General features: G+C 44.0%; 17 protein-coding genes. 8 read left to right on the top strand and 9 right to left on the bottom strand.

Annotation, left to right across the window (positions count from 1 at the left end; translation table 11 throughout):
- Positions 1 to 174: 174 nt before the first annotated feature.
- A complete protein-coding gene (locus tag PSE7429_RS09820) occupies positions 175 to 1836 on the bottom strand; it encodes an S-layer homology domain-containing protein (RefSeq protein WP_009627003.1) in 1662 nt (553 codons plus the stop codon).
- A gap of 170 nt (positions 1837 to 2006) precedes the next feature.
- On the opposite strand from PSE7429_RS09820, the gene PSE7429_RS09815 reads away from it, so the two are divergent.
- Positions 2007 to 2315: a DUF5340 family protein gene (locus tag PSE7429_RS09815; RefSeq protein WP_009627002.1), complete on the top strand. Its 309-nt coding sequence runs from the start codon at positions 2007 to 2009 to the stop codon at positions 2313 to 2315.
- 158 nt (positions 2316 to 2473) lie between these two features.
- Complete coding sequence (locus tag PSE7429_RS09810; protein WP_009627001.1) at positions 2474 to 3922, top strand: carotenoid oxygenase family protein; 1449 nt, start codon at positions 2474 to 2476, stop codon at positions 3920 to 3922.
- Between the two features lie 254 nt (positions 3923 to 4176).
- Here PSE7429_RS09810 and PSE7429_RS09805 read toward each other — a convergent pair whose 3' ends face one another.
- Positions 4177 to 4578: a DUF1824 family protein gene (locus PSE7429_RS09805; protein WP_009627000.1), complete on the bottom strand. Its 402-nt coding sequence runs from the start codon at positions 4576 to 4578 to the stop codon at positions 4177 to 4179.
- Between the two features lie 144 nt (positions 4579 to 4722).
- On the opposite strand from PSE7429_RS09805, the gene PSE7429_RS09800 reads away from it, so the two are divergent.
- From PSE7429_RS09800 to grxD, 3 genes are all read left to right on the top strand, one after another.
- Positions 4723 to 5334: a DUF3318 domain-containing protein gene (locus PSE7429_RS09800; RefSeq protein WP_009626999.1), complete on the top strand. Its 612-nt coding sequence runs from the start codon at positions 4723 to 4725 to the stop codon at positions 5332 to 5334.
- A gap of 321 nt (positions 5335 to 5655) precedes the next feature.
- Positions 5656 to 6675 carry a late competence development ComFB family protein gene (locus PSE7429_RS09795; RefSeq protein WP_009626998.1) on the top strand — a complete coding sequence of 340 codons (1020 nt, stop codon included), beginning with the start codon at positions 5656 to 5658 and terminating at the stop codon, positions 6673 to 6675.
- 150 nt (positions 6676 to 6825) lie between these two features.
- Positions 6826 to 7137, top strand: a complete 312-nt coding sequence (grxD, locus tag PSE7429_RS09790; RefSeq protein ID WP_009626997.1) for a Grx4 family monothiol glutaredoxin — start codon at positions 6826 to 6828, stop codon at positions 7135 to 7137.
- 136 nt (positions 7138 to 7273) lie between these two features.
- Here the strand turns inward: grxD and PSE7429_RS09785 are convergent, their stop codons facing one another.
- From PSE7429_RS09785 to PSE7429_RS09775, 3 genes are all read right to left on the bottom strand, one after another.
- On the bottom strand, positions 7274 to 8566 hold the full coding sequence (locus PSE7429_RS09785; RefSeq protein ID WP_009626996.1) for an MFS transporter: 1293 nt from the start codon (positions 8564 to 8566) through the stop codon (positions 7274 to 7276).
- Between the two features lie 48 nt (positions 8567 to 8614).
- On the bottom strand, positions 8615 to 9844 hold the full coding sequence (locus PSE7429_RS09780) for an FtsW/RodA/SpoVE family cell cycle protein (protein WP_009626995.1): 1230 nt from the start codon (positions 9842 to 9844) through the stop codon (positions 8615 to 8617).
- Positions 9845 to 10420: 576 nt separating this feature from the next.
- Complete coding sequence (locus PSE7429_RS09775) at positions 10421 to 11530, bottom strand: hypothetical protein (RefSeq protein WP_009626994.1); 1110 nt, start codon at positions 11528 to 11530, stop codon at positions 10421 to 10423.
- A gap of 1030 nt (positions 11531 to 12560) precedes the next feature.
- On the opposite strand from PSE7429_RS09775, the gene gnd reads away from it, so the two are divergent.
- Complete coding sequence (gene gnd, locus PSE7429_RS09770) at positions 12561 to 13985, top strand: decarboxylating NADP(+)-dependent phosphogluconate dehydrogenase (protein WP_009626993.1); 1425 nt, start codon at positions 12561 to 12563, stop codon at positions 13983 to 13985.
- Between the two features lie 210 nt (positions 13986 to 14195).
- Here the strand turns inward: gnd and PSE7429_RS25955 are convergent, their stop codons facing one another.
- Positions 14196 to 14438 carry a hypothetical protein gene (locus tag PSE7429_RS25955; RefSeq protein WP_144052503.1) on the bottom strand — a complete coding sequence of 81 codons (243 nt, stop codon included), beginning with the start codon at positions 14436 to 14438 and terminating at the stop codon, positions 14196 to 14198.
- 95 nt (positions 14439 to 14533) lie between these two features.
- Between PSE7429_RS25955 and PSE7429_RS09760 the strand changes: the two genes are divergently transcribed.
- Positions 14534 to 15718: an NF041680 family putative transposase gene (locus PSE7429_RS09760; protein WP_009626991.1), complete on the top strand. Its 1185-nt coding sequence runs from the start codon at positions 14534 to 14536 to the stop codon at positions 15716 to 15718.
- 206 nt (positions 15719 to 15924) lie between these two features.
- Here the strand turns inward: PSE7429_RS09760 and PSE7429_RS09755 are convergent, their stop codons facing one another.
- The 3 genes from PSE7429_RS09755 to PSE7429_RS09745 form a co-directional block, all read right to left on the bottom strand.
- The gene (locus tag PSE7429_RS09755) at positions 15925 to 16536 is read right to left on the bottom strand and encodes a hypothetical protein (protein WP_009626990.1); all 612 of its coding nucleotides are present in this window, start codon (positions 16534 to 16536) and stop codon (positions 15925 to 15927) included.
- A 187-nt stretch (positions 16537 to 16723) separates the two neighbouring features.
- Complete coding sequence (locus PSE7429_RS09750; RefSeq protein ID WP_009626989.1) at positions 16724 to 18460, bottom strand: ATP-binding protein; 1737 nt, start codon at positions 18458 to 18460, stop codon at positions 16724 to 16726.
- An 81-nt stretch (positions 18461 to 18541) separates the two neighbouring features.
- Positions 18542 to 19900, bottom strand: coding sequence for a cytochrome c biogenesis protein (locus PSE7429_RS09745; RefSeq protein WP_040688049.1), 1359 nt, complete (start codon positions 19898 to 19900; stop codon positions 18542 to 18544).
- A gap of 365 nt (positions 19901 to 20265) precedes the next feature.
- Here PSE7429_RS09745 and PSE7429_RS09740 point away from each other — a divergent pair, with 365 nt between their 5' ends.
- Positions 20266 to 21231 carry a phosphate ABC transporter substrate-binding protein gene (locus PSE7429_RS09740; RefSeq protein ID WP_009626987.1) on the top strand — a complete coding sequence of 322 codons (966 nt, stop codon included), beginning with the start codon at positions 20266 to 20268 and terminating at the stop codon, positions 21229 to 21231.
- The last annotated feature ends 119 nt before the right edge of the window (positions 21232 to 21350 follow it).

Below are 21350 nucleotides of genomic sequence, written 5' to 3'. Positions count from 1 at the left end.
ATTAAGTTAGCAACCTTTCTTCCCTTTGTCAATACCTTTCTCCCAAGTTTTATTCCCCACTCCTCCTCCTTTGGCTCAAAACATTTATGGGCAATGCTTTGAGCCAAAGGAGGTCTATTTCAATATATTTACGTATAGTTGAGGAACTTTTAGATAAATTTAAACGACTACTTATTATTGATTAACGATATAGGGGGAGGATACGGCTTGGATTTGCCCCGATCGCACAAGCGCTTGGTAGACAAAAGCGGCGACTTCGGCTCTCGTAGATGGTTGATTTGGATTCAAGATCTTGAGGCTTGGATAGTTAACAACCAAACGATTTTCGGTGGCGGCTGCAACACTGTTACGGGCGTAGGTGGGAATAGTACTCGCATCTGTGTAAGCTTGCAATGTTGCATCTGTAGACTTGACTGGCACATATCCTAATCCGTTAGCTAGGGATACTAGAATTTGCACGCGGGAAATATTTTCGTTGGGACGGAATGTCGTGCTGGAATAGCCAGACATGAAACCAGTGGTGTAGGCTTTTTGAATAGCGGGGGCAGCCCAATTAGTTGAAGAGACATCAGTAAAAATGATGTTACTCCGTACAGTTGACTTATTCATAGCTTGACTCAGAATGGCAGCAAATTGTGCTCTAGTAACGGGTTCATTAGGTCGAAAACTCCCGTCGGGAAATCCTTTGATAATATTTCTGCTAGCTAGCTCTTGAATAAAAGTTTGCGCCCAGTAGTTTGAGGGAACATCTTTAAACGTGACTTGTGTAGGGGTTGTTGGGGTTGTGGGGGAGGGAATTGGTGATGTTGTTTGGACAAGATCGACGGAGCCTTGCACTCGTTTAGGATCAACTTGATTGCCGATCGCAATGACAGTTACGCCAGAGGCATTGTTGATATCAGTTAATTTATTATTTTGAAAAATATTTTGACCAGGACTCGTAGTTGTACCGAGATCGACTGTGGGCTGCCCCTTACGATCTTTTAGGATCACTAATCCATTTTCTTGATTGTTAGCAATGAAATTATTGCGAAATGAAGGGGTGGAGAGATTGGAAACAACGATGCCCCCACGGTTATTAACAATGCGATTAGAAAGAACCACTACCTGAGATTTTTGACCGATCGCCAAACCAAAGCCAGTGTTGTCGAAGGTATTGGACTGAATTTGTCCCGAACTTACACCAACGGCGGAAAGACCGTTTGCGCCATTTTTAGTAAAGATGTTATTGCTAACTGTGGCTGAAGTAACACCTGTTAAAAACACTCCGTCATGGTCAGAGTTAGCAAATGTGTTGTTTGTAATGGTAACGTCTTGTGCCGACTCAACCCAGAGGGCATAACCCCTAGTATTTTTATTGGTAAGGGTAATGCCTTCAATGCGTGCGCCTTTTTCGGTCAACATAGAAACATTTTGACGCGCGAAGGTGGGACTGACGAAGCTACCTCCTCCTGAGATAATAATTTCTTGCCCTTGATTGCTAGAATTTCCCCGTAGAGTAACTCCCGCTGGGATGAGCAAAGGAAATTGCTCGCCTGTTGCTGCCGAGTAAGTCCCAGAGGCTAGTTGGATAGTCGCACCACTCTGAAGATTTTTTTTGAGGGCGGCGGTTATGGATTGCAATGGTTGATCGGCGGATAACCCTGAGTTGTTATCTGAGCCATTGGGAGAGACAAAAATAATTGTGTTCGCCTGAGCGATTTGTAGGGAATTTAAGGAGCTTGAGCTTGATAAGTTGCTATTTTGAGCGACCGCTACTTCAGTTAGGGGGAAAATTTGAGATAGTCCAAAAGCAAAAAGAAATGTAAGTCTCAGAGATGTCTGTGAAAACAGCATAAATTTATCCTCTACAATTTATATAAGTCTCAACTTAAGTCTTGGATATGTCGAGCTTGACGCGAAGCACTTCAAATAGTTTCTTGAGGGGATTTGAGGCATAGCCCCAAAAACTCCAATTAAATATACAGCTAAGTTTTAACTTTGGTTTTGCATCGATCGAGGTATTTGTGAGTTCACTCCCTGTTCCATCCCATATCCACTACGAGCTTTTGCTTCAGCTATTAGAGCGCCAGACCTTGCCAGCCTTACACAATGAAATGAAGCAACCCCATCTAGCGGCAAAGATGAATGTTTCAAGAGAACATCTTCAGGCGGCGATTATTAACCTGCGGAAGGCTTTTGCTTTACAGAAACAGGTTGAAGATCTCTGTCAGTATCACGGTGTTCAGGTTTCGTATCGCTGGTCTTTAAGTGAATCAGAGCAAGAGATGGGCAAATCTTTAAAAGAAATTTCTAGCCCACCCCAAGCTCCATAGAAATCACCCCCCCAAGAAGAAAAGGTTGGCGCGAAGCGCCAACCTTTTCTTCTTGGGGGTTGATTTCTTTTGATGAACCTAAATTGTAATTGTGACGAAATTGTTACAATACGAGCAGGTTTATTTGTAAATAGTATTTTTGTAGATAGTAATTACCTATGGTTCAGACTGCATCGCCTACTTTTTCGTGTGAAGATTGGCAAAAGGGCTATGAGTCTCTGCGCACTGAGAGATCCTATTGGATTGATGAAGTTGAAGGCGAAATTCCGATCGCCTTAGAGGGGACTTTATTTCGCAATGGACCAGGGCAACTGGATATTAACGGGCAAAAGTACGGACATCCCTTTGATGGCGATGGCATGATCTGTGCGATCGCCTTTAAAGATGGCAAGGCGCATTTCACAAATCAGTTTGTAAAAACTCCTGAATTTTTAGCGGAACAGAAAGCGGGAAAGATTCTCTATCGGGGTGTCTTTGGCACGCAAAAGGCTGGAGGGTGGCTCCGCAATATATTTGATTTACGGAATAAAAATGTTGCTAACACCAATGTGGTATATCAGGGGGGCAAGTTACTGGCTCTCTGGGAAGCCGCTCAACCCTATGCGCTCAATCCTAAAAATTTGGACACCTTAGGGCTAGAAAATTTTGAGGGTAAGTTGGAGGCTGGCAAGGTGTTCACCGCTCATCCGAGGAGGGACGATCGCACGGGTGATTTGTGGGGCTTTGGCGTACAACCTGGACCGCAATCAAAAATTTCGATCTATCAGGTAAATGCCGAAGGCAAATTATCTACCGAATCACAGGTCACGGTATCGGGATTTTGTTTCTTACATGATTTTGCCTATACGCCGAACTATCGAATTTTCATGCAAAATCCCGTTTCTTTTAAACCTTTGCCCTTTATTTTTGGCTTTGCCACCGCTGGGGAATGCATAGAGTTAAGACCTAATACGCCTAGTCAGTTTTTGCTAGTCGATCGCCAAGGCAATCTCCAAACCCTAGAAACCGATCCTTGCTTTGTGTTTCACCATTGCAATGCCTATGAAGAGGGTGATGAGATTATTGTTGATTCCGTTTGCTATCCTGACTATCCGAAGCTGGAACCCAATACCGATTTTCGGAATATTGATTTTGACAGAGTAGTTGCGGGGCAGCTATACCGCTTTAGAATCAATCCCAAACTTGGTACGGTAAAGCGCCAGCTTATATTAGAACGATCCTGCGAATTTCCCGTGGTAAATCCCCGTTGTATGGGGCAGAAATATCGCTATGCCTATATCGGCGCGATCGCTAAGGAATCGGGTAACGCTCCTTTGCAAGCGATCGCTAAAGTAGATGTAGAAACTGGCAAGCAAGAGTTTCATAGTTTTGCGCCAAGGGGCTTTATTAGCGAGCCAATTTTTGTACCTCGCGATCATCATGCGGATCATCATGCGGCTGAAGATGATGGATGGATCATGACTTTAATTTTTGACGCGGCTCACAATCGCTCCGATTTAGTGATTCTTGACGCTCAAAATATTGCTGGCAAACCAGTCGCCACTTTACATTTAAAGCATCACGTCCCCTATGGGTTACATGGCAGCTTCACCGATCAAGTATTTTAATACCAAATCACAAAATGGCTACGCCATTTTGTGATTTTAAAACCTTTACTGGGTTTGGTTTTTAATTCCCAAAAGTGTAGCCACACTTTTGGGAATTGGTATAACGTCAGTTCGGGTTAAGCTGGCAAATTTTAAAATCCCAAAAGTAAAAGCCTTGCGTAGCAAGGCTTCTACTTTTGGGATTTGAGAAAGGGTTTGCTACGCAAACCCTTTCTCAAAATTTTAAAGAATAGGGAGGGTTTGTTACCTATTCTTTAAAAAAGATCTAATGGGAAATGTCCATGCGTACCGCTATAGCCATCGGTAAAATCAGCATGAAAAGATAGCAATACCCCCCGATATAGCCCTTTGTAGTTGTCAGAGTGATAGCGACGACTGCGAGGGTTATATTTCAGGTAGATCCCATCAGCGATCGCAGGTAGGTCGGCATCAGGCAAATCGTATCGAAAGTGATCTGCGTAATTTTTTAAGGCTTGTAAAGCTTGCTTGGTAGTATCGGCGCAGACCCCAAAAATATGGTAGTCCGACTTTTGAGTTAAATAATCTAGGGCTTCGCAAATTTGCGACCTGCGTTCTAAAGTTGCCGTTTCGCCGTCTAGGTCGCTCAGTTCCCAAAGCACGCGCTCGGCATCAGCGACAGTTAAGTTATTGCTCATGGGTTGCTAAGTTTAGATAGGAGATAAATTTCATGGTGTCTAAAATCATATAATTTGCACTACCAATTCTGGCAATATTTTTCTTACAGGATCTTGCAAGATTTTTAGACGCGATCTCCCTGAAAAAATAATCTCCCAACTCCTATGAACATCAATGAAGAAATCGCCCGACTACGCGATCTCCTCCCTGCATCTTGGCGCATGACTACATCAATTAAATCTACATCCGAGCAGCTCGAACCGATTGCGAGTCTGCCCATCTTGCCATGGCAGAAAGGCGCGCAAATACTCATAAATTTTCGTTTATGGCGACAGTTACCCGAACCACAAAGGGATCTACTGTTATTGTATGAAGTAAGCTGGCGACAACAGACAAGATGGTTACAAACAGGTGCTTATCAAGGGGTAGCAGCCATGTCCCTCGCAGGTGGAATTGTCGAAGCAATCCAAGGAGATATAACTGGAATAGCGATCGCCATACTGTTAGGCACAATTGGCATCAATCAAATTTTGCGTAAAAACAAAAGTTCACAAATTCAAATCGAATCGGATCGCGAAGCGCTCGAAGTTGCGCAAAGAAGAGGTTACCGAGAAGCTGAAGCGGCCAGAGCTTTACTGGATGGCATTCCTGCAGCGGCAAAGCTAGCGGGAAGGAATACCCCAGAGTTTACCGAATTGATTCGTTGCCAAAATCTCAGGGTGATCGCAGGTTTATCCAAAACAACCATTCCCGAAACGGGAATTAACGATTTCTGATTTTTAGATTCAAGAGTTTTGGCGCTAGATCTTCTCTATTTAGAACTGCTACTTTAAACTTAAAAAACAACTTTTATGAAAGTCTAATACTAGAAATTTAATTTTAAATCAACTTTATTTTTTAGGAACTATATTGCTGAAAATAAAATTAATCGTAATGTGAATAGCCTCAACTGATTAGATCGATTAATTAAAATAAAAGCCTATAGATAGAATTTTTAATTAAATAAGACTTGATATTTTGTGCTAGGATTTATACCTTTAATAGATTAAACGCGCTAAAACTAAGCGAGCCTAATCCTCAATATGTAAGGATTTTCCATGAGCAGTTGTAGAAATGCACTAGAAGAATTAGTAATCGAAGAAGCAGAATCACAATACAAAAGATTAGGTGCTGATGTAAAAAAGCGAGTCGATCTTAGTGAAGTAATTGCTTATACACTCAATCGATTACCACCAATGTATGCCACCACGCAGCGGGGGTGGATCCAGCAGCGTAAAAAAGCCGATCAAGAGTTGGGGAGCGCGATCGCTAAAACCGTTCGCAATGGATTTCTAAGTACTCAGAGTGATGTTTTAAGGCAGACCGATCCCATTCCTGCCCACGAACTCATCAGTCAAGCGCGATCGCTGGTTAAACTACGCAAATTATTTAATAAAGAGTATCTGAAGTGGAAAGACGTACCTGATGCCGTCCGCGATGCCTTGGATTCAGGATATTATCAGGGGTTAGCCAATGGCACATACGTCAGCCTTGACCGCCGTAACTCCCTATTAGCGCGTAGTTATGCAGTGCGCCGCAAGCCCACGCCAATTTTAGGCAATGGCGCAAAAACGCTCAAAACCGAAAAGGATATCTCAGCGGAGATTAAAGATTTTGAGTCCTACATGTCAGGAACCGTTTATCGCTATAGCAATATTCTCGAAAGTCTGGTAGCTGCGATCGTCGAGCGTCGCGTCCAACGCCTTGACGAAACGATCAAGCAGAAAATTAGCATTGATGATGTGGCAGCCTACGTACTCAATCGGTTGCCGCCCATGTATGCCACTAGTCGTCGTGGGTTGCAAAGTTTGCGCCAAAGAGTCAAATCTGACATGACAAACCAAATTATTAGTATTGTCAAAGAAGCCTTGAATAAAGTAATTCAAGCTCCTGAAAGGGCTTTATCCCCTTTACCCTTTGAGAAATTTAATCTCGAACTCGAAGATACGCTCATCCAATTACGCAAAATGCTTGGGCGCGAGGATATTACATGGCGTAATGTGGCTGAAACTGTTGAAGAATGCTTGAGAGCTCCGAAAACCACCTATCCGACTTGGCGAGCAAAACATGATGTTTAATATAGCGACGTAAGTTTTGCTAACCCAAAATATGATTGGCGGTGCTTCGCGCCGCCAATCATATTTTGGCTGTTGATATGAAAAAGGATTATGACGATTGCTATAGTAGCAGTAGTAAATTGCTCGCAAACTGAACCAGATTAAACTAATATGCTTAGCCCTATTTTGCAAACTAAGATCGAGAGCCAGATCAAGAACAATAAAATCATGCTCTATATCAAAGGTACGCCTCTACAGCCTCAATGCGGTTTTTCCGCCGCCGTTGTACAGGTTTTTAATAAGTTGGGGCAACCTTATGAAACTGAAAATATTCTTGAAGATGGGGATCTTCGCCAAGGCTTAAAGGAGTTTTCCGATTGGCCGACTTTTCCTCAAGTTTATATTGATGGTGAATTTATTGGTGGCTGCGATATCGTAATGGAATTAAATAATCGTGGCGAACTCGCCAAGCTTGTCCAATAGGCGATCGCCTCATACCAAGGTAAGAAATGGCTACGCCATTTCTTACCTTGACAACCCGCTTGGTATAAACCCGAAAAGAGAGTTGCCGCGCAGAGCGCGGCAACTCTCTTTTCGGGCTTAATTTGACTAGCAGCCGCTATAAAACGTTTTCTAAGGCTCTTCTTGTTCGCTTCCAAGCCCAAGTACCAAGTCCAAAGACAAGCAAGCTAAAAACAATTAACACGATCTGAAAACCCACTTGTTGCTTACCCCCATTTTGCACGCCAAATATTCCCGTTAAAAAATCTAAGGAGACGGCAATCACGGCAAGGGGCAAACTAGCCGCAATATTCTCGCCATTGTTGAGTAGCCCAAATACTTTACCGCGCATATTTTCAGGGGTATGTTCCTGAATCACCGTTCGCATAGGAATTACGATTAAAGCACCATTAATGCCAATAAAAGTACCAATTAGCCAAGCTACCCATTGATTAGATACAAAAGCATACATCAGCAGCCCAAACGCCATTCCCATAAAGCCAATGAATGGTAGGGGACGATGGACGATCTTCTCGCCAAATTTACCGATCAGAAAGGCTCCGATCGCTAATCCTACCCCTACGGAAGCCACAAAAGAGCCAAATTCTTGGCGATTGCCCGTAACGACTTCGGCAAGGTTGAGCGATAGCTTCTGCATGGCTCCTAGCACCGCATACAATAAAATCATCTGGAGCATTGCCCCACCAATCAAGTGATTATGTCTGACATACTGAAAGGCATCTCTTAAATCAGTCCAGATTCCCGATCCAACTTTTTTGGGGTGAATAACTTCGTTTTTAGGCAAGGCAAACAAAAATAAACCCGAAACGATATACAAACTACCCAATACAACTTCACGACTATAGGCTGTCGCATTCGGGAAAAGATTTAAGGTAAAGGTGAGTAATGGTGCGCCGATCGCAAAGCCAACGATCAGCGACCCTACTTCCGTAATTGTGAACAGGGCATTAGCCGCTAAAAGATCCTGTTTGGGCACGATCAAAGGAATTGCCGATTGTTCCGCAGGTGCAAAAAAGTTGGTAAGTGTCGAAATAATAAAAGTGAAGAGCAATAAAACTGCAAGCGATCGCGGTGCAAATGGAATCGCAAAAATACAAGCCCCGCGTAAAAAATTACATAAAATTAAAACTTCCCGCTTCGGGTGCCAATCGACAAAAATCCCTGCGATCGACCCCAAAAATACTGCTGGTAAGGTCATAGCAATCATGATCGATGATTCGCGCGTATTGACATCACTCCCACCCTCAGCCACAGCAAGGGCAATCAATAGAATCAGTACGACTTTGTCAACTAACTGGGCTACGATTTGGGCAAGCCACAATGCCAAAAATTGACGATTACGCAAAACTGCTAAATAGCCAGCGGTCGAATTTAGATCGGGTTCAGACATCAGTAAAAATTGCTAGCTTAAAGTGGCTTTTCTCCAACATTGTAGATACTATCGCCGCCGTGACGCTTCTATTTTTTCTTGTTGCTTGTTTTTCGGATCTTGGCGATCGCTCTTTGCCTTCACAAATGGAATCACATCTGCCGCAGACATTTCCCTTGCCGCCCGAATTAACAATCCAGCAATCACTAAGCAAGACAAGGTGGAACTACCGCCATAACTCAAGAAAGGAAAAGGCAATCCCGTTGTGGGTAATACCCCAGTTGCCACGCCCACATTTAAAATGGCTTGTACCACAATCAGCGAAGTCGAGCCCAGCGCAATCAAGCGAATCACGGGATCTTTGCACTTGTAGGTGACTGCTAAACCGATCGTGCCGTAAATCATCACTAATAAAAGCAAGCAAATCCCGCCAAACAGTCCAAATTCTTCGGCAAAAATGGCAAAAATAAAGTCGGTATATTGAATCGGCAAAAACAGCTTTTGCTGTGATAGACCAAATCCAGTTCCCCACAAACCACCAGACCCGATCGCCATCAAACTTTGCACCAGTTGATAACCATCCCCTGCTTGGTCTTGCCAAGGATCGAGAAAGGACATGATCCGTCGTCGTTGATATTCGCGAAAGGTGACACTAGCTACAGCCACACAAGTGCCTAAAGCGGCGGTTCCCAAAAGCTGAAAATTTGGCAGTCCTGCGCCTAGAGCGATCAACCACAGCGTAATCCCACAGAGTGCGGTTACGCTCAAGCTTGGTTGCATCAAAATCCCGCCCAACACCAATAGAAAGACAATGAGCCACCCTAACCTAACCTTCCAATGGCTCTTAGCCCAGTTACCAAACAGTTGAGCAGCCTGCAAAATCAAAAAAGGTTTAATCAGCTCAGAGGGCTGCAATAGAAACGAACTCGATCCCACCGATAGCCATCTTGTCGCCGCATTACGAGTTGTCCCTAACCCAGGAATATGGGTCGCGTAAAGTAGCGCCAAAATAATAAATAGAAAGATGGGGCTGATCTTGACCATAAACCGTAAGGGCGTATGGACGATCGCATTAAAGAGCAACAACCCAATCGCCGCCCAAGCCAATTGGTATTTAAAGTAAAGAGTGCCGTCTTTAAAAGCAATGTCAGCCACGGGATAGGAGGCGGAAAAAAGTACGGCTAGCCCCGCAAATAACCATAAAAAAGTCAGCCATCGAAGTAATCGGGCTTCTGTTGCCCATTTATCGACGGTGCGATCAAAAAATGGAAATACCTGAAAAATCTGAAGGAGTTTCACGGTTGCAGGGGGACTGATGGGTTAAGAGCAGAACATTAGGTGCTAGGTGCTGTTATTTTAACCATGATTTTTCGCGATCGCTGAAAACAAAAATTTATTTTCTTTAACTAACGTGAGTTCTGGATAATTTAAAACGGGCTTTGAGAAAGGGTTTGCTACGCAAACCCTTTCTCAAAGCCCAAAGTTAAAAGCCTTGCGTAGCAAGGCTTTTAACTTTGGGCTTTTAAGATTTGCTAGCTTAACTCGAACTGACGTTGTACCAAGTTAGGAAATGGCGTAGCCATTTCTTACAGCAATTATCGATCAAACGAACCACAAAGAAATTTTTGAAAGCTTTGCGAAGCAACGCTTTCAAAAATTTCTTTGGTTTGGGTTTGAGTGCAATGCGCTGTAACTTGAAAACCCTGACTGGGTTTGTTTTTTAATTCATTGACTGGGTTTGTTTTTTAATTCATTGAAGTGTTGGCTCACTTCAGTGAATTGGTATCACACTTTTGTGAATTGGTATAAGAGCATCTACAGCGATAAAAACAAAAAGACTCTCGCTTTGCGAGAGTCTTTTTGTTTAGATATTTTTTAGCTGTCAGTTGACTCTTTGCGTTTAATTAATGGCTTTGGCACGGGTGGACGGTCTTCGGAGAATTTCGGGCGAGGAGGATAGATCGAACTACTGCCACCATCACCCGTATAGGATGGCTTAAATGGTCGATCGCTATAGGGGCGATCGCTGCCATATTTCCTTGGGGCAAACTTGCCACCGCCACCACTGGGGCGACCCTTCGATTGAGACCCACGTTTGCCTTTAGAGGGGATAATCCCGATGAATTCCCCATCAATAATGGTCAAAACATCTCCTTGACGCTGGACGTTCACGCTCCAAAACTGACCCACGGCATCAGTGGGTAATAATCCTGAGAGTCTGACTTTAAACTTAGTGTATTCTTTGGTTACTTTATCTTTGTGCTTGTCAAACTTCTGCTCGGTACGGCGTACTTTAACGATGACAGCATTATCTTCAATAGACTGGCTTGAGATCTCTCCACGTACTGAGAAATAACCATCTTGAATATTAGGATCGATTGGTATATCTGTCTTTCCGAGTTCTACAGGAGCCCACACGCCAGATATCTGTACATGTAACTTACCTGCTTTATCATTGGTTCTAGGATATACAACCCACAGGTATTCGCGATCGCTTTGCAAACGTTTTTTGACAATCGAAATAATTTTGCCAAGTAACACAGCATCAACTTGAGAACCATCGGTCGTCAAGATATGCCCTTTGGCAAAGTTATCTTCATTGGCAATATATTTTCCACTGATTACCCCAATGGCTCTGTACTGGAATGGTTCCGTTGCATCAGGTATTGGCTGCAAACAGACTTTCGTCTCCTGCGATTCTTCAGGGCTTTTATCTATGGTAGGTGGAATCTCCCCAGTCCGATTGGCGATCGGTGTTTTGACCCTTGCCACAGCAGGGATCACCTTAGGAACAGATTTAACTACTTCCTCTTTTTGAGGTACAGACTTAATCTCTTCGGGCTGATTGGAATCTGGAGCCTTTGGAGCAATAACTTTGACAACTTCTAATTTAGGCAAATCTTTAATCGGAGGTTTAGGTGTAACAGATTTTGGTGATTTAATATTTGAATCATCGGATTGGCTGGACTTATTGGTTTTACTCATCTGAACCTCCAGAAAAATAAGCTGTCTAATGCGGACTAGACCTTACTAAGCGATTGCTAGCGAAATATGTAAACCAATCAACAATAAATCATGCTTATACAATTAGTACAAAAACGATTCTAGTTGATAGAGATCTCAGTCGGACCTGAGATGGTCGCATATTTGAAACCTACCTAAACAAAGTTCCGCAAAAAAATGAAATATTAGGTAGTCCAACGTATCCCCGCACTAATGGGCTGAATAGCTATTTGTTTTAGTTTGGCAATGTAGCCAAATTTTACTTTAGCTCAAATACTCTAGCCTTTAGCTAATATGCATGTTTGCATATTTTAAATATCCTAACTCAAATAAGCATACACTGTTCTAAGTCTTACCTGCTAATACTTCCCTGAATACTTCATAGAATTTCATAGGGACTAAGTAACGTGAATTCGGGATAATTTGAAACGGGCTTTGAGAAAGGGTTTGCTAAGCAAACCCTTTCTCAAAGCCCAAAAGTAAAAGCCTTGCTACGCAAGGCTTTTACTTTTGGGCTTTGGTTCCAAACATGAGCGGTAAGAGACTTGCTATTAATTAAAGTGCCTGTAGCTTAGACTACACTCAGCCAATGTTAGCGGAGCGTAGTCTAAGCTAGATAACCTAAGTGGCTGGGTATAATTAAAACCCCAAAACCTGTAGCATACGCACAGCGTGCGCTACAGGTTTTGGGGTTTTATATTTAATTGCGCCTAGATACTTAGTGGAACATTTTAGTGGAACATTTTAGTGGAACATTTTTTATTCCCAAGTGCCTAAAAGTTACAGATCCACTGTTTAGATCTTTTGTTTGATTTGTTCGATTTGTTTTTTTTGTTTGATTTGCTTTTTTGATCGATTGATTGACCAATTGTATTAAGGATTTACAAAGGATTTGCGATCCCCACCAAATCAGCGCTTACGATACCTTTGTTCTTAAGTTCAGCAAAAATTGTCTTTACTTTGAGAATGCATCATATTTCGTTCATGGACGTTCATGAATAGAGAGGATTTTATGGCATCTGACAAGCAAAATTTTGGATTGATTGGTTTGGCTGTGATGGGTGAAAACCTCGCTCTAAACATTGAGCGCAATGGGTTTTCGATGAGTGTCTACAATCGAAGTCGTGATAAAACTGATAAGTTTTTAGCGACTCGTGCTGCTGGCAAGGATTTTAAAGGTACTTTTACGATCGCTGATTTTGTTGCTTCCCTAGAGCGTCCCCGCAAAATATTGATCATGGTCAAGGCAGGTGCGCCTGTGGATGCGGTGATCGAGGAACTGAAGCCATTCTTAGACGAAGGTGACATCATCATCGATGGTGGTAACTCGCTCTATAACGATACCGATCGCCGTACTGTGGAGCTAGAGAAAATCAATCTTAAATTCATTGGTATGGGCGTAAGCGGAGGCGAGGAAGGTGCGCTTAATGGTCCTAGTATGATGCCTGGCGGACAAAAGTCTGCCTATGCGGAAATCGAGCCAATTGTGACTAAAATTGCTGCTCAGGTTGATGATGGAGCCTGCGTTACCTATATTGGCAAAGGTAGTGCGGGGCATTACGTCAAAATGGTGCATAACGGCATAGAATATGGCGATATGCAACTGATTGCCGAAGCCTACGATCTGCTCAGTACGGGTTTGGGATTGAGCGCGGCAGAGTTGCATGAAACTTTCACGGCATGGCGCACTTCTGAGCTTGATTCCTATCTGATCGATATTACGGCAGATATTTTTACGAAGATTGACGATCTGACTGGGGATGCGCTAGTTAATAAAATTCTGGATGCGGCGGGTCAGAAGGGGACGGGGAAATGGACAGTACAAAGTGCCTTTGACTTGGGCGTACCGATCCCTACGATGATTGCGGCGGTAACCGCAAGGGTGATGTCCTCATACAAAGAAGAACGAGTTGCTGCCTCTAAGGTTCTCAAAAGTTCGACTTCTGGTAAATATGAAGGCGATCGCCAAGAATTTATCGATGCTGTTCGCGATGCGCTTTATTGCTCCAAGATCTGTTCCTACGCTCAAGGCATGGCATTACTTGGGGCAGCTTCGCGCGACTTTGGCTACGACTTAAATCTTGGTGAAATTGCTCGCATTTGGAAAGGTGGTTGCATTATTCGCGCGGCTTTCCTTGACAAGATCAAGCTAGCGTTCCAACGCAATCCCCAGCTATCTAACTTGCTAGTCGATCCCGATTTTAAAGAAACAATTCTGACCAAGGAATCGGCATGGCGTAAGGTGGTAATTGCAGCAGCCCAATTGGGTATTCCGATCCCCGCTTTCAGTGCCTCTCTTGATTATTTCGATAGTTACCGACGCGATCGCCTACCTCAAAACTTGACGCAGGCTCAGCGCGATTACTTCGGCGCTCATACCTACGAGCGTACCGACAAACCCAGAGGCGAATTTTTCCACACCGAGTGGATGAAATAATTTTTACTTAAACACAAGGTTGGCTTAGGACAAAATCAAACCCAAAAAATAAGTGGCGGCGCTTTGCGCCGCCACTTATTTTTTTGGTTTGATTTTGTCCTAACGTGAGTGGCGACAGCTATACAAATAAACCAAGTACTCAAGTACTTGGTTTATTTGCGTAAGTTTAATTTGCTTGGGAAGAAAAGCATAGAACATATAATGAGAAAATTAAATTTTGTCGATTACCATTTTTACGGCAGTTACCAGTAAATCTGGTTGGTCTACCCATACAAAATGACCACTTTGACTTGCTTCAATTTGCGAAAAATCTGTTGATAATTTACTTAACTCTAGATGCATTTTATCCCGCAACTTATTAATTCCTCGCAAAGGAATAAATCTAGTCCAAAAAGCAGGTTTAAAGAAAGAAGCTGATTTAATGTTAACGATGGGTAATGGGGAGCATCTCAATAACTGGAGTTTAGACTAAAAAAGGAAAAAAAGGCAGAGTAAAAGAGATACAAACTGCCTAAAGTAGATGAAAAAGAAAAAGGACATCTACAGTCATGATTATTGACAAACTACAAGAATTTCGTCAACAGGTATATAGATTTTTAGGAAACGGACGAGATGCAATATTTGACCTGATGGATGCAGTATTAACCAGTCCAAGCGTAAAGTCATTTGCGGAATTATCGTTATCTGCGGTGTATCGGCGGAAATGGTCAAGCCTGTATGAATCACTAAAAGATAGTCGTCCGAGACGAGGAAGGCTTAGACGACTATGTGTAGAACAAATACCCAAAGATATTCGACCATTGCTAGCAGGAGACCATACAGGGTGGGGAAGACCCCATGCCAAAACGCTAAAAGACAGGAGTTTTGTGCATCAACCGAATTTGGTTGAAGGCAACAAACCAATTGTGTTGGGGCATGACTACAGCACCTTGGGATGGGTACCAGAAATGTCAGGGAGTTGGGCAATCCCGTTATGTCACGAGCGGATCAGTAGTTTTGAGACAGCAGCCCAAAGAGCAGCCTTCCAACTGAGGCAAGTATGCCGCGATTTGTCCGTAAGACCGATCGCTACTTATGACAGTGAATATGGCAGTGCTGCCTTTTATGAATTTGACCGAGGATATCCCCAGCAGACTTATTGCTGCGTCTACGCCCGAATCGATGCTTATACAAAGCACCTGAACCCCTATAGTGGCTCTGGTCGTCCTCGCAAGCATGGTGATAAATTCCAACTTGCCAATGCTGATAGTTGGGGAGACTCATCGGCAACTTTTAGCTTAGAGGATGAGACGGTCGGACAGGTGCAAATCCAGCAATGGTCTGATTTGCACTTTAAAAAAGCATCCCAACGACATTTCCAAGTTATTCGAGTCACCCATCCCCATTGCTCTGGTTTATGGTTAGCTTGGGTCGGTGAACAAATGCCAACTTTAGAGCAGATTTGGCGCTTGTACTTACGCCGTTTTGCCATCGACCATTGGAATCGCTTTGCCAAACAACGTTTACATTGGACGCTGCCACAATTACTGACTCCTCAACAGGCTTTGCACTGGAGTGACCTCATGCCGTTACTCTCTTGGCAGTTATGGCTGGCGCGTCAACTGGTGATTGATACTCCTTTGCCTTGGCAGAAGCCTCAAACTAATCTTACTTTTGGTCGTGTCGCTCAGGGCTTTTGCCGCACTTTTAGTCAGGATCGGCTCTCCTGCTTGTTCTCCGAAACCTCGTGGTAAGTCTCTTGGTTGGAATCTGGGCGCAAGCGCGATCCTTATCCTCGCTTTCCTATCATCAAAAAACGCGCTTCTCGTCCCAAAAAGGTCAACAAAGACATCCTTAATTCCTAATCCTAAATATTCTCCTTTTCATTCTCTTGGATTTGCCCAGTTCTCCATTCTCTGGGTTACTTTTTCCTGCTCTTTTTCTGATTAGCTTAATCAACTTAGTCTAAACTCCAGTGATTGGGAAGGGCGATCGTAAATTTCACGCGATCGGCAACCTTGTGCTGTCGTTGGCGTGATTTTAGTTCGCCGCTCTTGGTGCTATAAAATTCCGCATAGACTTCTGTACGGTAGAGTATCTGCTCGGTTCTAAAGTCAACATTTAGACAATCTGGTCTATTGGTGATCTTGGTAACATAGGAGTTAAAGGCGATCGTATGGTTAGTAGTATTGCCATTATCAAAGCTAAATCTATGCCAAGTATGAGCAGCGCTAGTTAAGTTCTTGTGCTCATTGTTAACAGTTACTTTCGCTCTGCGAATACTCTTCGTAATCTTCAGTTTGACCCTCTCTTCCTGAGCTTCGATGGAGTCATCAATCTGACTTTGGATTGAGTAGATTGCCATCCCGATGCCCATCACCGTGATTCCCCCACCGAGCATATTTGCTATTTCTGAAGGCATAAAAAATGCCGCGAATAGTCCCAACAAAATCGCAAGGCAAGAGCCTACTAAATAATTTCTCTTAGCGAGCGAAGGAACTGTTTTTGCGATCGCAAGATCAAACTCAGGGGCATATTTGAGAGCAAGTTCAATTGTATTAATATCTATCATCTGGATTAATCTACCGCACCCAAACCAAATTTTACATGGTATTAGACCAAAGCTCAAAATGGCTACGCCATTTTGAGCTTTGGTCTAATACCCTAAAGATGAGTGGCGGTGCAAAGCACCGCCACTCATCTTTAGGATTTTAGACTCTGAAATAAAAAGAGATGGCGCTGCGCCATCTCTTGGAAAATCAAAGCCTTTTAACTTTGCTCTTGAGAATTTTTGCCTCAGTTTCGTTGATTTGTACCTCTCGCAATCTGGTCGCGTAGGCGGGGAAGGGAAATCCTACCAACAAAGGGGATGGAACTTCGGGTTGGTGGATGAACATACTGCCCGATTTTAATAAGAGCGATCGCTTGCGACAGGCTCCTGTCAAGAAGTTATATTCAGGACGCTCAACCTCGGCAGAGTCCAGTCGTCCGACCACCCTTACCGCCGCCTGCCCCACTACGCGCCGCTCGACCTCGGAGGCAGTTTGTTGGGCTCCAATTAGAATAATGCCCAGCGATCGCCCCCGTTCGGCAATTTCCACTAACAAGTCTTTGATCGGACTCCGACCTTCTTTGGGAGCATATTTATTTAACTCATCGAGAACGATAAATACGACGGGATATTGACCGCGCTTTTCCTTTTCCATGAATAGCTTTTGGAGCAATACCCCGACAACGAACTTTTGCGCCTTGCTACCGAGTTTGTTAATATCCGCGATCGTTAACTGATATTCCGCCGCCAGCGGATCCAGTTTATACTTTTGTAACTCTTCCGCAGGCAGGTCGCCACGGACTAGATGTCCCATTTCATCGGCAATCCCCCATAAACGACGGGTAAGCGCTTCCGCTGTAGCAGGGGCATTGCGTCCCAACCATTTTTGATCGGGATTCTCCACTAATTTATCTTCAAGGAATTCAATTAAGTCGCGAAATGTTTCGACTTTATCCTTGCCATCTTCGCCGTATTCGTCATCGGGATCGAGGCTCGTTCTGGGGGCAAATCCCATTTTGAGATCATGTTTGTCATTATCCGCCGCCAACCTCGCCAAACGCTCTTCGACAATGCTCGCCAAAAAGCCAATATTTCCCCGTTCTAGATCGTCTCCTGCGAAGAGGAATCGGAAAAGGCGATCGCGACAAAACTCCCGCATTCCCCATACATAGGCGGAAATATTATCGGAACGCTGATCGAGATGGGGTTCGATGGCTTGGGAGTTTTTCTTGGGGGCGACACAAAATCTGACATCACGAAAGGGCTCGACGGGCAGATCGAGCGCATGATAAGTAGCCCGATCCTCTTCACGCATCTTATTGTTTGCCTTATCTAAGAAAAATAAATCTTCCCCTTTTACGTTAAAGATCAAGGCTTTCGTATTGGCGCGCTTTGCACCAAGCGCCGCCGAATTAAAAATGGAATGGAGTAAAAACAGGGCAAAGGAGGTTTTGGTAGCTACGCCCGAAATTCCCGAAATATTTACGTGAGCGCCTTTTGTCCCATCAATGAATTCATAGTTTAAATAGGCGGGACTGCCGTTACGCATGATACCTGCGGAGATGCGTTGCTCCATGCCATCAAAATTGAGCGCAAATCGGAGGTTCTCATCTTCTGCTAGATAGACTGCATCGCTGGGTTGGGGCGGTAAATATTCTTCAGGTTCGATGCGAGTGACTTGGATATGGGCAGCATAGGATACATTAACGGGCATACTGCCGCTAGTAACTAAAAAGGTATCCGTATCAAATTGCGTTCCTTCGTGAATAGTGCGTACATGATCGACGACTCCATAGAAGTTGACAATGCCCTTTTTGTCGGGGCGATCGGTTTTGACCTGTACGACATCATCGAGGCGCAGTACTTTGCCATCACTTACAGCCACCCAAAATTCGAGGGGGGTAGCATCTTTGGTTCCGAGAATATAGCCAATCGGCTCGATCATGTCATTGTCTCCAAGTTCCATCCACACAAAATACTGGCAGCGATCGGCAGCGATTGGCTGCCGATCGCTTGATTGCCTTACCTAGGCGATCGCCTTAACGGCAAGTTCGCTTGGTACAATCGCCTCAGTCACATCGATCAATTCAGCCTCAAAGCTGACTTGGGCGCGATTGGTTTTACCGCCAATATAGAGGCGATCGCCTACCTGTAAAGCCCATACCTGCGAGTGACTGACATAGCTCATGATTACACCGAGCATTAACAGTCCAAATCCCGTATAGACAATGGGAATGCCTGGATCGGCTTTAATCTGTAGCCCCGTACTGCCGATCGCCTCTTTTAAGGTAAAAGTGATGCCGTTGATTTCGGCACTGCCATTGGTACGAACCGTAGTGAGCAGATTTCCCTTCTCATCATAAATTAGGAAGGTTCCCTGCAAATCTGGGGTAATTAAGGTAACGCCTGCACTGAGATCGGGTTTAGTGGGAATCCAAGTTCCCCAAACTTGACGACCGCCATTCTGAGGTTCTAGCTTGCTGACAGGCAATTGTAATACGGGACTATTATTGAGGGTAAAGCGTACCGCATGGATATCCCAATTGGCTTGATAAAAGGTGACACCTCTATATTTAAGCGGCTTGTTGACATGAATCGTTTGGCGATCGACTTCTTTCCCATCGCGATCAAGTATCGATAGGTCTGAATAGAACTGATCGACGGTTCCCTTGGGAGTGTAATCGATCCAAAAGCGATTGACCTTTACCGACCAGTCTTTGGGTACTTGATTTGCCGACCAAGCCCCTGCTTCAGTAATATTCTGAACTTGAAACGTTTCCCCACTGGGGATAATTTCCTGCGCAATAAATCCCGTTAGCGAACCCCAGATCGAACCAATGAGCACTAATAACATACTGGCATGAACGACAATCGGTCCAATCCTGCCAATTAATCCTTTGCGGGCATAGAGGCGATCGTCGGCTTGATAGACCTTGTAGTTTCGATTTTGGAGAGATTGAGCCAGATTGGTGAGATTACCGCCGACAATTTCGGTAGCCAGAGGCAATTTGGCAAAGCTTTGCGGTTTGGTATAGTAGAACCAGCGTTTAGAAGCTTTGAGAATCGGTAACTGGCGGTTGAAGGTACAGGCTGTAAGACTCGTCCCAAACAGGATCAGTAATGTCAGAAACCACCAGCTACCGTAAACATGCTCCAATCCGATCGCCAAAATCACCCGATAGGAGAGAAAACCAAACAAGGCAGGATGTTCGGGATAGTTCTCGCGATAAAAGTCGATAGTTTGTCCCTGTTCGATCACTGTGCCAAGGATGCTGAATAGGGCGATCGTCAACAATAGGGCGATCGCTACTTTGAGATTGGCAAGAAGTGCCACCACCTGATGTCGCCAAATTTGGTTTGCTTGGAATCGGATTTTTTGAAACACGTCACATCTATAGTTACTACTGCTAGCTCCGATCTTAGCCTATAGAGGTTTGGAATTTATCTAAGCCAAGTCGGTTACAGGATTCTGAATCTATCGGCATTTTCCCCCACAGCAAGGCAAGTAATCCAAAAGATGAGTGGCGGCGCTTCTCGCCGCCACTCATCTTTTGGATTCTATATCTTAATCAAACCTTACTTTACTAAGTAGTGCAGCATAATCAAGAAAGAAACCCAAAGAGCGTACCACCCGCTACGCGGGTGGTACGCTCTTCTGGGTTTTATGCCTAGCTACTTATATCTTGATTTTTTATAATTTAGAGCTAAATTTGCACTAAAGTTAAGCCAGATATTGAGGAACATAGAACTATGTCACAGGGCAAAGAAACTACCGTTTTATTTTTGTCATTGTTAGTCACAGCGGGGCTTGCTAGTGGTGGCTACTGGTTCTTTTCCCAACAAGGAAAATCAGCAGGAGTCTTAACAGAACCGATCGCAACGACAGCAACACCACAAGTCACGACCACGCCTACTTCTTCTAGTTTAAGTTTCGAGCCATCGCAACCCAATCCCAGCATTTTGGGGATTGATGGCAGCACAACGATGGTTGCCTTGATCAAAGAATTGCGCAATGGCTATAGTCAAATCAATCCCAATATTTCGACTACCTTTGGGCTACCCGATGGAAAACCCAATGGCTCAGGTCAAGGCTTACAAAATTTGATGAATGGAACGGTGGCGATCGCTGCATCATCTCGCCCTCTTAAAGCTGCGGAAACCCAAGCAGGAATTTTGTTAGTGCCGATCGCCAAAGATGCGATCGCGATCGTCATCGGCATTAATAACCCCTTCAAAGGTAATTTGAGCAAGGATCAAGTGCGCGATATCTATCAAGGCAAAATCACCAATTGGTCGCAGGTTGGCGGGACTAATCAACCCATTAAAGTCATTAATCGGGCTACTACTAGCGGCACAAGAGAAGCATTTCAAGATATTGTGTTGCTCGGTCAGAATTTTGCCCCTGATAGCGCTAACTTCATTACATGGAAACAGGATGAAACCACTGCGATTCTAAGGGACTTAGGCGATAATGGGATTAGTTATGCCACCGTCTCACAGGTGGAAAAGCAGGAAATTGTGAGAATCATGGCGATCGATGGGGTAAATGCTACGGATATCGAAGCTGTTAAAACGGGTAAATATCCTCTGAGCCGTAGTTTGTTTTTAGGAGCAAAGAAATCAACTAGCCCTGCGGCTAAGCAGTTTATTGAGTTTGCCCTCTCCCCTCAGGGACAACAGATAGTCCAGAGACTAGGATTTATTCCGATTAAATAATTTGATTAAATAATTTGATTAAATAATCCGACCCGCATCGTGATGATCTGTCGTTCTACTAGGACATAAACCCCAAGAATTGATTGGCGGCGCTTCGCGCCGCCAATCAATTCTTGGGG

Source organism: Pseudanabaena biceps PCC 7429 (genome assembly GCF_000332215.1).
Classification (GTDB): domain Bacteria; phylum Cyanobacteriota; class Cyanobacteriia; order Pseudanabaenales; family Pseudanabaenaceae; genus Pseudanabaena; species Pseudanabaena biceps.
This window is presented reverse-complemented; position numbering and strand designations above follow the sequence as displayed.

Coding starts and splice junctions, on each gene's coding strand:
- PSE7429_RS09820 (WP_009627003.1), bottom strand. CDS start 1,836: ATGCTGTTTTCACAGACATCTCTGAGACTTACATTTCTTTTTGCTTTT.
- PSE7429_RS09810 (WP_009627001.1), top strand. CDS start 2,474: ATGGTTCAGACTGCATCGCCTACTTTTTCGTGTGAAGATTGGCAAAAG.
- PSE7429_RS09805 (WP_009627000.1), bottom strand. CDS start 4,578: ATGAGCAATAACTTAACTGTCGCTGATGCCGAGCGCGTGCTTTGGGAA.
- PSE7429_RS09800 (WP_009626999.1), top strand. CDS start 4,723: ATGAACATCAATGAAGAAATCGCCCGACTACGCGATCTCCTCCCTGCA.
- PSE7429_RS09795 (WP_009626998.1), top strand. CDS start 5,656: ATGAGCAGTTGTAGAAATGCACTAGAAGAATTAGTAATCGAAGAAGCA.
- grxD (WP_009626997.1), top strand. CDS start 6,826: ATGCTTAGCCCTATTTTGCAAACTAAGATCGAGAGCCAGATCAAGAAC.
- PSE7429_RS09785 (WP_009626996.1), bottom strand. CDS start 8,566: ATGTCTGAACCCGATCTAAATTCGACCGCTGGCTATTTAGCAGTTTTG.
- PSE7429_RS09775 (WP_009626994.1), bottom strand. CDS start 11,530: ATGAGTAAAACCAATAAGTCCAGCCAATCCGATGATTCAAATATTAAA.
- gnd (WP_009626993.1), top strand. CDS start 12,561: ATGGCATCTGACAAGCAAAATTTTGGATTGATTGGTTTGGCTGTGATG.
- PSE7429_RS09760 (WP_009626991.1), top strand. CDS start 14,534: ATGATTATTGACAAACTACAAGAATTTCGTCAACAGGTATATAGATTT.
- PSE7429_RS09755 (WP_009626990.1), bottom strand. CDS start 16,536: ATGATAGATATTAATACAATTGAACTTGCTCTCAAATATGCCCCTGAG.
- PSE7429_RS09750 (WP_009626989.1), bottom strand. CDS start 18,460: ATGATCGAGCCGATTGGCTATATTCTCGGAACCAAAGATGCTACCCCC.
- PSE7429_RS09740 (WP_009626987.1), top strand. CDS start 20,266: ATGTCACAGGGCAAAGAAACTACCGTTTTATTTTTGTCATTGTTAGTC.